The organism is Novosphingobium sp. G106, from assembly GCF_019075875.1.
Lineage (GTDB): Bacteria > Pseudomonadota > Alphaproteobacteria > Sphingomonadales > Sphingomonadaceae > Novosphingobium.
This window is the reverse complement of the sequence record NZ_JAHOOZ010000001.1, coordinates 2,054,807-2,067,999: the sequence shown is the minus strand read 5'-3', so window position 1 is coordinate 2,067,999 and position 13,193 is coordinate 2,054,807. Positions and strand designations below refer to the sequence as shown.

The 13,193-nt window shown below is 64.1% G+C and carries 12 protein-coding genes and 1 pseudogene; 6 read left to right on the top strand and 7 right to left on the bottom strand.

The genetic code is table 11. The annotated features are described in order from the left end of the window. Nucleotides 1-11: 11 nt before the first annotated feature. Both KRR38_RS09855 and KRR38_RS09850 read right to left on the bottom strand, forming a co-directional pair. On the bottom strand, nt 12-158 hold the full coding sequence (locus tag KRR38_RS09855) for a hypothetical protein (protein ID WP_217401004.1): 147 nt from the start codon (nt 156-158) through the stop codon (nt 12-14). Between the two features lie 25 nt (nt 159-183). Next, a pseudogene (locus KRR38_RS09850) lies at nt 184-1,868 on the bottom strand (chloride channel protein). 139 nt (nt 1,869-2,007) lie between these two features. Here KRR38_RS09850 and KRR38_RS09845 point away from each other — a divergent pair. Next, entirely contained in the window at nt 2,008-2,418 is a 411-nt protein-coding gene (locus tag KRR38_RS09845; RefSeq protein ID WP_217401002.1) for a MarR family winged helix-turn-helix transcriptional regulator, read from the top strand. Between the two features lie 117 nt (nt 2,419-2,535). Continuing rightward, the gene (locus KRR38_RS09840) at nt 2,536-2,853 is read left to right on the top strand and encodes a hypothetical protein (protein ID WP_217401000.1); all 318 of its coding nucleotides are present in this window, start codon (nt 2,536-2,538) and stop codon (nt 2,851-2,853) included. 46 nt (nt 2,854-2,899) lie between these two features. Here the strand turns inward: KRR38_RS09840 and KRR38_RS09835 are convergent, their stop codons facing one another. Genes KRR38_RS09835 through KRR38_RS09815 form a run of 5 tightly spaced genes read right to left on the bottom strand, consistent with a single transcriptional unit; the run spans nt 2,900 to nt 7,278 of the window. Beyond that, the gene (locus tag KRR38_RS09835) at nt 2,900-3,898 is read right to left on the bottom strand and encodes an LLM class flavin-dependent oxidoreductase (RefSeq protein ID WP_217400998.1); all 999 of its coding nucleotides are present in this window, start codon (nt 3,896-3,898) and stop codon (nt 2,900-2,902) included. 5 nt (nt 3,899-3,903) lie between these two features. Further along, nucleotides 3,904-4,707: an alpha/beta fold hydrolase gene (locus KRR38_RS09830; RefSeq protein WP_217400996.1), complete on the bottom strand. Its 804-nt coding sequence runs from the start codon at nt 4,705-4,707 to the stop codon at nt 3,904-3,906. 27 nt (nt 4,708-4,734) lie between these two features. Continuing rightward, a complete protein-coding gene (locus KRR38_RS09825) occupies nt 4,735-5,196 on the bottom strand; it encodes a nuclear transport factor 2 family protein (RefSeq protein ID WP_309141010.1) in 462 nt (153 codons plus the stop codon). Continuing rightward, a complete protein-coding gene (locus KRR38_RS09820; protein ID WP_217400994.1) occupies nt 5,193-6,500 on the bottom strand; it encodes an acyl-CoA dehydrogenase family protein in 1,308 nt (435 codons plus the stop codon). Before KRR38_RS09820 ends, KRR38_RS09825 begins: the two co-directional genes overlap by 4 nt. Nucleotides 6,501-6,525: 25 nt before the next feature. Next, complete coding sequence (locus tag KRR38_RS09815) at nt 6,526-7,278, bottom strand: glucose 1-dehydrogenase (RefSeq protein WP_217400992.1); 753 nt, start codon at nt 7,276-7,278, stop codon at nt 6,526-6,528. Nucleotides 7,279-7,482: 204 nt separating this feature from the next. On the opposite strand from KRR38_RS09815, the gene KRR38_RS09810 reads away from it, so the two are divergent. The 4 genes from KRR38_RS09810 to KRR38_RS09795 are packed head-to-tail and all read left to right on the top strand — an operon-like array spanning nt 7,483 to nt 13,171. Beyond that, nucleotides 7,483-9,768 carry a TonB-dependent receptor gene (locus tag KRR38_RS09810; protein ID WP_217400990.1) on the top strand — a complete coding sequence of 762 codons (2,286 nt, stop codon included), beginning with the start codon at nt 7,483-7,485 and terminating at the stop codon, nt 9,766-9,768. 9 nt (nt 9,769-9,777) lie between these two features. Beyond that, nucleotides 9,778-10,515: an SDR family oxidoreductase gene (locus KRR38_RS09805; protein WP_217400988.1), complete on the top strand. Its 738-nt coding sequence runs from the start codon at nt 9,778-9,780 to the stop codon at nt 10,513-10,515. Further along, nucleotides 10,503-11,528 (top strand): phosphotransferase family protein, encoded by a 1,026-nt coding sequence (locus tag KRR38_RS09800; RefSeq protein WP_217400986.1) that lies wholly within the window; start codon nt 10,503-10,505, stop codon nt 11,526-11,528. Before KRR38_RS09805 ends, KRR38_RS09800 begins: the two co-directional genes overlap by 13 nt. Then, the gene (locus tag KRR38_RS09795; RefSeq protein ID WP_217400984.1) at nt 11,525-13,171 is read left to right on the top strand and encodes a long-chain-fatty-acid--CoA ligase; all 1,647 of its coding nucleotides are present in this window, start codon (nt 11,525-11,527) and stop codon (nt 13,169-13,171) included. The genes KRR38_RS09800 and KRR38_RS09795 overlap by 4 nt, the downstream gene beginning before the upstream one ends. The last annotated feature ends 22 nt before the right edge of the window (nt 13,172-13,193 follow it).

The window sequence follows — 13,193 nt, the reverse complement described above, 5'->3', positions numbered from 1 at the left end:
CGCCGCCTCCGCTAGAGATGCCAAACCCCCGAGACCAGCAGGACCGCGCTTAGCGCGCCGCCGACCCAGCGCAGCCAATGCGGCGCGTGCTCCGCGAACAGTGCGATCGCAAGCCCGGCCATACCGAGCAGGGCGAGAACGACGTACAGGATTGCCATCATCCGCTCCCAGTCCTGGCAGCTTTCAGCGACTCCGTTGGCTTTCGGCAGTCGTCTGAGTGTAGCGCGCCCGGAGCAAGTCGTGGCGGGTCAAAATGCCCACGACACGTGCCGTATCGGGATCGACGACCGGGATACGGCCGATGCCCGTCTCTATCATCTGGTCGGCAATTTCGCCGATCGGCGATGTCGCCCAGCCGAATGGCTGCGAGGCATCGGACAGCACCTCGGCCAGCGAGGCACCCGCCGGACTGCCGTCGATCTGCCACTGCAGCGCATCTGACCGAGAAGCCACACCCTGCAGCCGGCCGTCGCTGTCGATGACCGGATAGGAGCGGTGCGCTCCTGGCCGGGCGAAGTGGGCCACGGCGTCCGCCACCGGCATCGATCCTGGTAGGCAGGTCGGGTCCGGAGTCATCACGTCTCTGGCTTGGAGGAACTCGAGCGGATCGACCGTATATTCCTGCAGGATATGCCGTCCGCGGCGGGCGATCTTCTCGGTCAGGATCGAACGGCGCATCACCAGCACGCTGACGGCATAGGCGCCGACCGAAGCGGCCAGCGTCGCGGGCAGGGCATCGAAATGGCCGGTCAGTTCCACGGCGAACACTGCAGCTGTCATCTGTGCCCGCATGGCACCGCTGATGATGCCAGCCATGCCGATCATCGCCCAGAAACCGGGATCTCCGGGCAGGAATTGTCCGACCAGCAGGCCGAGCGCTCCGCCGAGAATGAGTAGGGGGCGAGGACGCCGCCCGAGGTGCCCGATCCCAGCGCCACCAGCCAGACCACAGCCTTGACGAACAGCAACGTAAGCAGGGCACGCAGCGCCATCGAACCCTGCAGCAGGGCCTCGATCGACTGGTATCCGGCGCCGAGCACGTGAGCGTCTACGAGCCCGCCAATGCCGACGACCGCGCCGCCGAGGGCCGGCCACCACATCCAATGGATCGGCAAGCGATGAAACAGATCCTCAACGCGGTAGAGCAGCCAGGACAGCAGCGCCGCCTCGCCGCCGACGAAAATGCCTACTCCTATCGCCGCGCCAATCGCTAGCGCGCCCGCCGGAGTCGCTGCGGAAAAGGCGAACAGCGGTCCCGAGCCGACCAGCAGCGGACGCCAGGCCAGCGAGACGAGGACGGCGATGACGACGGGCACGAAGCTGCGCGGCTTCCATTCGAACAGCAGCACTTCGACCGCGAGCAGTACGGCGGCCACCGGCGAGCCGAAGATCGCCGTCATGCCCGCCGCCGCACCCGACACGAGCAGTGATTTCCGCTCGGCCGCGCTCAGGTGAAAGCACTGGGCGAACAGCGAGCCGATCGCGCCGCCCGTCATGATGATCGGCCCTTCGGCACCGAAAGGCCCGCCGCTGCCGATCGATATGGCGGAGGACAGCGGTTTCAGCACCGCGACTTTGGGCGACAGCCGGCTCTCGCCATAGAGGATCGCCTCGATCGCCTCGGGAATGCCGTGACCGCGAATCTTCTCCGATCCGAAGCGCGCCATGAGCCCGATGATGAGGCTGCCGACGATCGGGACGATCACCACGCCGAGGCCGAGCCTATTGTCGGCGATCTGGCTGGGTGCAGCCGAGAGGTGCCCGAACCAGAAGATGTTGGTCGCCACCGCGATCAGCTTGAGCAGGATCCACGCGCCGAAGGCGCCGCCCGTTCCGACCGGCAGCGCAGCGGCGACCAGCCACAGCATACGCCGATCTGCGCTGTGATCGGCGAGTTTTCGGGACTTGGAGATTGCCGCGGACGCGTTCATGCAAAGGGCCTGTCGTTGATTGACGGCCGCATTTATGTCGTATTGCGATATTTATCAATGACCGCTCGGGAGGCCCATGACGAAAGATGCCCTGAACGATGCCGACTACCGCGTGCTGGCGGAATTTCGCGGCACGCTGCGCAGGTTCCTGGCCTTCAGCGAGGCACGCGCGTCCGAGGTCGGCCTGACACCGCAGCAGCACCAGGCGCTGCTGGCGATAAAGGCCGCGCAACCGAACAAAGCGACGATCGGCAACATCGCCGAATGGCTGATGCTGAAGCCCCACAGCGCCAGCGGGCTCGTCGACCGTCTCGAAGGACTTGGCCTGCTGGAGCGGCAGGTGTCCCCAAGTGACCGCCGACAGGCGCAGGTGGTCCCTACGGACAAGGCGGACAGCCTTCTGGCCCAGCTCAGCGTCACCCACCGCGAAGAGATTCGCCGGCTGCGCCCCATGCTTTCCGATCTGCTCGCCCGCATCGGGGAATAGCGCGGCGCGGGCGAATTTGCCTTGCTATTTGTATCGTATTACGATATAACTAGCCTAGTGGTTCGGGAGAAAGCCACAGGGGGACGGACGGGTCAAGCGACCCGGAGAGGTGCCGAAATGACGCTGCTGTTGATCATCGGCAAGTCCGCGGCTTTGATAGTCGGCGCGCTGCTGATCGCGGCGCTGTTCTGCTGGCTTTGCTGGAGCACGTTCAAGCTCGTCCGTCATCCCGAAATAGGTGTTCCACTTTGCCTCGCGGGGTTGTTTCTCGCCTGGGGAAATACGTTCACCAGTAGTGCCTTTCTCTGCATCGTTGCGGTCGACGCGGCGTTGGGCGCCGCCATGCTTTGGCCTCTGGGCCTCGCTTGGCGTCGCCGTCTCATTGACCGCCGCGAGCGAGCCGGTGCCGAGGGCGTCCCAGGCGGCCTGCCGTAGTCGGAAGCTGAACCGTGGGAAGCGGGTTCGGTGCGGCCCCTCAACTTCAGGTCCTCAGCTGCGGGAGGACCTTTCCGGCGAGGCACTCGATCCGGCGCTCACCTGCCGAGACCGGTTCGCCGGGCAACTGTGCCCAGAAATGAATGTCGACGATCTGAGGGTATTTTCCGATCAGTGCGGACAGCTTGGCGATGGCCTCGTCGGGCGTCCAAACTTCGTACAATCCCTGATCGAGCGCGGTGGCGGCATCGGGGAACAGGGGTACCTGATCGGGCGGGCCGAACGCACCCCACCGAATATATTCATTCGCCTGGTAGAGAGCGTGGGGCCCTGCGCGTTCGGCCTCCAGTTTCGGGTCGTCGGAAATCAGCGCCCAGCAACCGAGGGCGATGCGGCCTTGGCCCGGATCCTTGCCCTGCCGTTCGAGCGCCTCGACATAGGTGTCGAGGCCGATTCCGCCAGTCGACAGGAAACCATCGCCGATACGCGCCGCGCGGTCGATCGCTGGTTCGGCCATTCCGCCGATCAGCAACGCGGGCGGGCTTTCCGGCACCGGGGTGATCGGCAGGTTGCCGAGAGAATGGAGTTTGCCCGAATAGTTCACATTCTCGCCGCGCCATCCGCGCCGGATGATCTCCACGGAGTCTTCGATCAGGCTGGGGCGATGCTTCAATTCGCGCCCGAAGGCCTCGAACTCGCCCTGTTTGTAACCGATGCCGACACCAAGATCGAAGCGTCCGCCGGTCAGCAGGGACACTGTCGCGGCGTCCTCTGCGATACGCACCGGATCGTGCAGGGGCAAGACGATGAGGTTCGTGCCGATGCGCATGCGCGTCGTGCGGGCTCCGATAGCGCCGCTGATAACGAGTGGTGAGGGGGTGTAACCGTCCTCGCAGAAATGGTGTTCGGTGAGCCAGACGGAATCGAATCCCAGCGCCTCGGCGCGCACGATCTGGTCGAGATAGTCGGCGTACATCCGGCCGAACGGCTGGCGCCACTGGGGCGGGTTGCGGAAATCGTACCACAGCCCGAAGTTCACGCTCATCGCACTCACTCCAGTCTGGCGAGAAAGCCGAGCAATTCGGCGCAGTAGCGGTCATATTCCTCGAACATGGGGCCGTGGCCGCAATCTTCGAAACGGACCAGGCGGGGGCGCTTGGCAATTTGCGCGGCGAATTCGCCGATGCCCGGCGGTGTGAAAACGTCGTCGCTGCCGACAATCGACAGCAGCGGCACGTCGAGCGCGGCCAGAATGTCGCGCTGGTCGATCGTGGCGAGTTCGCCAAGGGTGCGGTCGGCGCCGGGCGCGGCCTCCATGAACACCGACCACATCCAATCGAGCACTGCCTCGCCGACGGGCCGGGCGCAGACGGCACGGGAGATGCCGTGGAAGAAGCTGGCGCGATCCGGCCGGATCGCGGCGACCGTGGCCCGTACGTCGTCGGCGGTGCCGCCGTGGGGGAAACCTTCCGCCTGGGTATAGCGCGGGCTCGCGCCGCAGGTGAGGATCAGCCCCGCACACCGCCCGCCGATCCGGTGCGCGACTTCGGTCGCGACGGCGCCGCCAAGAGACCAGCCGTTCACCGCCACTTTCTCGAGCCCCAGCCCATCGCAGATCGCGACGGCATCACCTGCGACGGCGCCGATCGAGAAATCGTCGAAATCCTTGTCCGACTGGCTGCATCCACGGTGATCGAAGGCGACAACCGAATGCCCGGCTTCCTGAAGGGCCGAAAGCGTCGAATCCCATACCCGCGTGCTCATCGCCCAGGCGTGGATCAGCAGGACGGGCAGCTTCTCCCCGGCATGATGCTCGTAGTAGACTCGGCCCCGGCCCGTATCGAGATAGGCCATGCTGTTCCTCTCCTCTCGCCGTTGCGCCTATTGCGGCGCTTCGAGCTTGATCCCGACGAGCGGGCTGAAATGGTGCATCTTCACGTGCCGCCGCGCAATCTTCCAGACGCCGTCGCGACGTTCGAAGGTGTCCGTGTAGGTTGCGGCGACGGTTTGCGCCTGGCCATCGCTGGTCGTACCGATGCAATCGACGTCGCAAACGCCGCCGGCATGGTCATCGCTCGAAAAGTCTATGCGGAGGTTGGTGGTGCAGTGGGTCGACTGAAACCAGGCGGGCCAGAGGATGTCCTTCACGGCCTCGTTGATCCCGGCGTGGCCGTGGAAGGTTCCGAAGGGCGGCCCGATCTCCCAGACGCAATCCTCCCACCAGATGGCAAGGAAGCGGTCGAAATCTCGCTTGTCGAAGCCATGGCAATAGTCGCTGACGAGATCGAGCATGGCGAACCGGCTTTCCAGCCGGTCGATGCGTTGGAGGAGGGCGTCGGTCACGCTGCGTCCCTTCCGTCGAGATAGGGTGAGAACTTGCGCAGCGCCGCTTCGCGCGCTGTCGGCACGTGGTAGCTGGGAAATATCCCCGTTGCAGGTTTGACGTGGCGCAGCAGATCGCGCGCGACCGACACCTTGTGAACCTCGGTCGGCCCATCGACGATGCCCATTTCGGGGACGTATTGCCACATGTCCATCAGCGGCGTTTCGTTCGACATGCCGAGCGAACCGTGCAGGTGGAGCGCGCGATAGACGACATCCTTGAGCACGCCCGGCATTGCCGCCTTCACGGCCGAAATCTCACGTCGCACGGGATGGGTGTAGCCCTTGTCCCGGTCGAGCAGCCACGCGGCGTAGAGCACATGAAGGCGGAACTGCAGGATCTGCGTGTAGCTGTCGGCGATCTTCTCTTGCACCATCTGCTTGTCGGCAAGCCGCTCTCCTTTGGTGCGACGGCTCACGGCGCGTTCGCACATCATGTCGAGCGCCTTGTTCAACATGCCCACCGTGCGCATCGCGTGGTGTATGCGGCCGCCACCCAGCCGTGACTGGGCGACCTTGAAACCTTCGCCGACGGGTCCGAGCGTATTTGCCACGGGCACCCGGCATCCCGTGAAACGGATATAGCCGTGGACACCGGATCCGATCTCGTCCCTCGGGCCGACCGCGGTGTTGCGCACTATTTCCATTCCCGGCGTGGGATTGGGCACGATGATCATGCTCGATCCCTCGTGCACAGGGACGTCGGGATCGGTGATCGTCATCACGATCAGAAATTCGGCAACGCAGGCATGGCTTGCGAACCATTTTTCGCCGTCGATCACCCATTCGTCGCCGTCGCGCCGCGCGCGGCAGGTGAATTCGCCGGGATCGGAGCCCGCCTGCGGCTCGGTCATCGAGTAACAGGAGACAATATCGCCATCCAGCAAAGGCTGGAGATAGCGGGCCTTCTGATCCTCGCTGCCGAAGCGGGCGAGGATTTCTGCATTGCCCGTGTCGGGGGCCTGGGTGCCGAACACGACCGGCGCAAACCGGCTGCGGCCGAGGATCTCGTTCATGAGCCCGAGCTTTACTTGCCCGAAGCCTTTGCCGCCAAGCTCGGGACCCAAGTGGCAGGCCCACAGCCCGCGGTCCTTGACCACTTGCTGCAGCGGCTTGATGATGGGCCGCGCCGGTCCTTTCGGGTCGAAAGGATCGGCCGGTCCGCGGAACACGAGATCGAGCGGCTCGACCTCCTCGCGCACGAAGTCGCGCATCCAGTCGAGCGACTGCTGGAATTCAGGGTCGGTCGAAAAATCCCAGCTCATGCCCCTGCGCCTCCGGTGCGTGCGATCAGCATGCTGCGTACCACCCGCCATCGATCCAAAGCTCGGCGCCGGAGACGTATTTCGCTTCGTCCGAGGCGAGGTAGAGCGAGCCGTAGGCGATATCCATCGGGTCGCCGACTTCGCCCATCGGGATCGCGGCCTTGATCGCGGCATCCTGTTCAGGCGTGATGTCGCCCAGGATCGGCGTGCAGATCTGCCCGGGGAAGATCGTGTTCACGCGGATGCCGCGCTTCGCGAATTCGAGAGCCGTGCCCTTGCTCATCACGCGAACCGCCGCCTTCGACGCATGATAGCCGATCGCATCGGCGCTGCCGATCAAACCATATAGCGAGGAGATGTTGACGATCGCCGCATTGCCCGATTTGAGCAGCTCTGGCGCCGCAGCCTTCATGCCCAGGAATACGCCGGTCTGGTTGACCGCGATCATTTGCGCCCAGCCTTGCTCGGTCTCGTTTTCGACGCCGCCAGGGTGAAATATGCCGGCGTTGTTGACGAGCGTTGTGAGCTTTCCGAATTCGGAAGCTGCAAAAGCGACTGCCGCGTGCCAGCTCGCCGGATCGGTCACGTCGAGCCGGACGAACCGGGCGTCGCCGCCTTTGGCCGCAATCGTCGCGACCGTTTCGGCACCAAGCGATTCCTGTAAGTCGCCGATTACGACTTTCGCGCCTTCCCTGGCGTACAGGGTGGCTTGCGCAGCGCCCAGGCCGCTGGCGCCGCCAGAAATCAGCGCCACCTTGCCATTCAATCGACCACTCATTCACGCTCTCCCGATATCGACGCAGCTGAAAGGCCGGGCAGCTTGGTTGCGCCGCTTCAGTGCCTATGGGTCGAGATAATCACACTTGCTTGTCGTAAGCAAGTATGATTATCTGCCTTTGCCGGTGCGACGGAATCGTCGTGCGTGCGGCAAGCAAAATGACCGGCAAGGGGCCGGCGATGCTTGAATGGAGGGGAGATTTCGATGCTCGCAGGCATGATCCGGAATCGGTTTGTCCTGTCACTCTCGGTTGCCAGTTCGGCTGTCGCCTGGACGGTTCCCACCTATGGACAGTCTGCCGCGTCGCCGGTCGCCGAAAGGAACGAGGGCGGCCTTGAAGATATCGTCGTCACCGCCCGCAAGCGTGTAGAACGCATGCAGGATGTTCCCGCTTCGATCAGTGCTCTTTCGGCCGGCGACTTGGCCAAGCGCTTCGATTCCGACGTCCGCGACTTCGCCGATTCATCGCCGAACGTCGTCATCGATGATACCCAACAGGGGCCGGGGGGCGTCGCCGCCGTCTACATCCGTGGCATCGGCGTTGCCGACGTGGAGAAGTCGGTCGACCCGGCGGTCGGCGTCGTGTTCGACGACGTCTACATCGGGCAAAGCTCGGGCAGCCTGCTCAAAGCCATAGACATCGACCGCGTCGAGGTGCTGCGCGGACCGCAAGGCACGCTGTTCGGCCGCAACGCGACAGGTGGCGTCATCAACATTGCCCGCTCACGGCCGACCTACGACCTGACGGGCAAGGCGCGCGTCACCTATGGCAAGTTCGATACCTGGAAAGCCGAGGCCGTCGCCAGCACGGGCCTGACCGACAATCTGGCGGTCAAGGTCAGTGGAGCCTATGAAAAGTCGGACGGCTATTTCTACAACCGCTTCTACAACCAGCCGGGCCAGCGTTCGGAATTCTACGCGGTCTCCGGCGCGCTGCTGTTCGAGCCGACCACCGATCTTCACATCCAGGTCAGCTACGATCACCAGAAGACCAAGCAGGATCCGCCACAGCTCCTCGCGGTCAACCGCCCGACCGACCTTTTCTGCGCGGCATATCAGCAGTGCTCGCCCAGCCCGGGCGTGCCGACATCCGGCGACCGCTATGTCAGCGTGAGCAACGGTCGGCTGGACAAGAACGCGACGTTCAAGCTCGACATGGCAATCGCCAAGGCGACCTACGATCTCGGCTCCGATTTTCAGATCGACTACATCCTGGGATGGTTGAAGACGAACGAAGCGATCAATCAGGATTTCGATGCCGGACCGCAGACCTTGTACCACACCGATCGTCCCGCCCGCTGGCGTCAGACGACCAACGAGCTACGCCTGACCAAGGGCGGGAACGGCCCGCTGACTTTCGTGCTGGGCGCTTACCTGTGGGATTCGCGCTATACGATCAACCTGAAGAACTACATCGGCTTCGCTGGTGCGCCGTTGCTCACCAGTGCGCAGGACGTGACGCAGACCAACAAGTCCTGGGCGTTCTACGGGGAAGCCGACTACAAGCTGGTCGACGGCCTGACTCTGACCGTCGGTGCACGCTATACGCATGACAAGAAGACCAGCCTGGTCAACGACAAGCCGATTTTTATCTACGGAACGCTGGTGGAGGCAAACCCTGTCGCGGTGATCCAGCCCAGCCTTGCGGGCGGGCAGATCGTCATGACGACGCCGGTGAAGGCAAGCTGGTCGAAGTTCACGCCCAGGATTTCGCTTCGCTACGAACTGAACAATGACGCCATGGTCTATGCCCTGTGGTCACGCGGCTATCGCGGCGGTGGCTTCAACGGCCGGCCATCGACGATCGGCGCCGCGACGATCCCCTACAATCCGGAAACGCTCGATAACTACGAGGTCGGTTTCAAGACCGAGTTCGCCGGCGGGCGCGTACGTCTGAACGGCTCGGCATTCCTGATGAAGTACAAGGACATGCAGCAGGATCTCGACGTGCCGGCGCCCGGAACGTCCACGGGGCGCGAAAACCGGACGATCAACGCGTCGTCAGCCGATTTCAAGGGCGTCGAGTTCGATCTGACGGCTCAGGTCACCCGGAACCTGAAGGTGAACGGCAATCTAGGGTACCTCGACGCCAAGTATAAGAAATTCTTCGGCGACATCTTCAGCACCGGCACGCCGGTGGACGCGACCTTCCTCAAGATCCGCCGTGCGCCGAAATGGACGTGGAGCTTCGGCGCGACATATGAAACCGAAATCGGGGACAATGCCTCGGCTTGGATTACCGGGGATGTCCATTACATCGGTCCGCACGAGATCACGTTCCTCAACAATCCGAACCTTCGCAACGGCGGCCAGTATCTGGTCGATGCTTCGGCCAACGTGCGGTTCAACAAGACGACGGTAAGCGTGTTCGGCCAGAACCTGGCCAACGAGAAGGGCTGGACGATCGGCTACGACGTGCAGGGTGTCTGGAGCTACGCCGCACCGCGGCCGCGCCGGACCTATGGCGTTGCGGTCACGCAGACTTTCTAGGAGCATCTCGTGGATCGGCCGGCCTTCCCGCCACTGCCCCGCCGCTGGGTGGTGACCGGCGCCTCGCGCGGTATCGGTCGAGCAATCGCCGAACGCGCGCTGGCGGCGGGGGACCGGGTTTGCCTCGTCGCGCGAAGCGACTCGATTGCGGCGGAAGCCTTGGCGCTTGGCGACCGGGCTATGGGCATCGCGGCGGATGTCAGCGACCCGTCGCAGGTGCAGAACTGCTGCGCGCGGGTGGCAGCGGAATGGGGCGGCATCGACGTGCTGGTCAACAGCGCCGGGCTGCATCGGGGTGGCCGGGTCGAAAGCTTCGCGATCGAGGATTGGGACGCGACGCTCGCTACCAACCTCTCCGGCCCGCTCCATGTCGTGCGCTCTGCGCTGCCGCACATGGGGAAAGGCGGCTCAATCGTGAACGTGGGCGCAGTAGTCGGCTTTCGCGGCTTTTCCGGTGATAGCTGTTATGGCGCATCGAAGGCCGGGCTTGCTGGCTTGACCAATGTGCTCGCAGCCGAACTCGCCCGCCGCGGCATCCGGGTCAATCTCGTGGTGCCGGGCTTCGTGATGACCGAAATGACCAGTGGCATCAGTAAGAAGGCGCGCGAAGCGATCGTGGCGAAAGTGCCGCTCGGACGGATGGGCGAAGCGGAAGAAATCGCCGAGGCCTGCTTCTGGGTCGCGGGATCGACATACATGACCGGCTCGACGGTATTCACCGACGGGGGCCTGATGTGCGGGTTGTGACCTCCGATGCCGACACCAGGCTCGCGGACTGGCTCTGCGCCAATGCCGGCCTGCACGATGTCGGGATCGGCGGCCAGCTCGCTGGAGGCAATGCCAACGTCACGCGCCTGGTGACCGCCCGAGAGGGGCGCTTCGTGTTGCGCCATCCGCCCACGGAAACCGTTTCGGACAAGGCTGCGGCGGGGATCTCGCGCGAATTCGCGGCGATCTCGGCGCTTGCCGATCACGCCCCGGCGCCGCGTCCGGTCGCCTATTGCGATGACCCGCAGGTGATCGGCCAGCCGTTCGCCCTGTCCGAATTCGTCGATGGCGTGACCATCACCGATGCCTTTCCCGATGCCTATGGTGCCGATGCGACTGCCGAGATAGGCCGTTCGCTGATGGAAACGCTCGGCACGATCCACCGGGTCGACACCGCACCGTTGCACGCGCAAGGCTTCGGCAAGCCTGCAGGCTTCGCGCGGCGGCAGATCGAGCGCTGGCTGAAAGTGCGCGCGGACAATGCCGTGCGCGACCTGCCGCTGCTGACGGAGGTCGGCGAATGGCTGCTCGCCACGCTTCCTGCGGAAGGCAGCCCCGCCATCATCCATTGCGACTTCCATCTCGATAATTGCCTTGCCGGGCGGGAGCGGCCCGAAGTACGCGCTGTGATCGACTGGGAAATGGCGACGCTCGGCGATCCTCTGGTCGACCTTGGCCTCTGCCTGTTCTTCTGGAAACGCGATCCGGCAGCGCCGCTGGGCTTCGCCTTCGTGCAGGCGATCTCCAACCACTCCGAAGCGCCCGGAAGGGCCGAAATGGCGGAGATCTGGTCACTCGCGAGCGGGCGCGATCATGCGGCGCTCGCCTGGCATATCGTCTTTTCCGCGTGGCGACTGGCCGCGATCGTCGAAGGCGCCTGGGTGCTCTGTGCCCAGGGCAAGGTTTCGAGCGACTATGCCCGCGGGCTCGAATACGATGTCCCGAACCTGCTGCGCGAGGCCGCGACGCTGGTCGAGGAAGCCGCACGATGATCGATGCGACGATGATGGACTTCCCGCTGACGACGCAGATGATCTTCCTGCGTGGTGCGCGGTTGTTCGCTGACAGCACCGTCTCCACCTTCGACGGCCAGGGCCTGCGGGCGATGACCTTCGCCGACATCGCCGACCGGTCGCGGAGACTGGCGAGCGCCCTGCACGAGCTTGGCATTGCGCCCGGAGACCGCGTCGGCACGCTGTGCTGGAACAGTCATGCGCATCTCGAAGCCTATCTCGCGGTGCCGGCGGCGGGTTTCGTGCTGCACACCCTGAACCTGAGGCTTTATCCCGACCAGATTGGCTGGATTGCCAATCACGCCGACGATCGGGTGATTATCGTCGACAGCAGCCTCGTCGAACTTCTCGCCGCGTTTGCAGGCGATTTGCCGGGTCTGCGGCACGTCATCGTTACCGATGGCGACGGGGGCGGGGCATTCGACGGCATGAATGTCGTGCCCCATGCCCTGGCCGACTTGCTGGCGGCCGCCGATCCGATGATGGACTGGCCGGAACTCGACGAACGGTCGGCCGCGGCGATGTGCTACACCTCGGGAACCACTGGCAATCCCAAGGGCGTGACCTACAGTCACCGATCGATCTTCCTCCACAGCCTGGCGTCAATGGGAAGCGACGCATTCGGGATCTGCAATGCCGACCGCGTACTGATGATGCCGCCGATGTTTCACGCCAGCGCCTGGGGCCTGCCCTATTCGTGCTGGCTCGCGGGGGCGGACATGGTGATGCCATCGCGCTTCCTCCAGCCCGATCCGATTGCCGAGATGATCGCCCAGGCTCGCCCGACGCTGACGATGACGGTCCCTACGATCCTCAACGACCTGCTGACGCGAAATTTGCGACAGCCGATGGATATGTCGAGCTTCCGCACAATCATCTCGGGCGGTTCGGCCGTGTCGCGCCACCTGATCGAGCGCGTGCGTGAGGTGTGGGGTATCGATGTGTTGCAGGGCTGGGGTATGACCGAAACGAGCCCTATGTGCGTCCTATCCAGCCCGCCTCGTGGAACTGCGCCGGAGGATGAGGCTGCCTGGCGCGCAAAGAGCGGTCGGCCCGTCGCCGGCATGGAAGTGCGCATCGTCGACGACGGCGGCACCCCGGTTGCGGAGGACGGTGAGGCGATTGGCCAGTTGCAGGTCCGAGGGCCTTGGGTGACCGCCGGCTACCACGACACGCCGCACGCGATCACGGCCGACGGCTGGTTCGAAACCGGAGATGTCGGCAGCATCGATCCGTTCGGTTATGTCCAGGTCACCGATCGCATCAAAGACCTGATCAAGTCCGGCGGCGAATGGATATCTTCGGTCGACCTCGAGAACGGGATCGCTGCACTGTCTGGAGTGGTCGAGGTGGCGGTGGTGGCGGTGTCCGACCCGCGCTGGGAGGAGCGCCCACTGGCTATCGTTGCTTGGGACGGTGCCGACGATCCCGATTTCGCGGCGCTGCGGGCCGTGCTGCGCGGCCGCATGGCGAAGTTCATGGTGCCCGAATATTGGGCGATCCTTCCAGCGCTCCCCAAGACGAGCGTGGGCAAGATCGACAAGAAGCGCTTGCGGGAGCAAGTCGCGGCAGGACATATAGCCATCGTTCACGAACCGATGTTCGCCGCAGAAGAATGCTGACATGAAACAGAATATTGCCGTC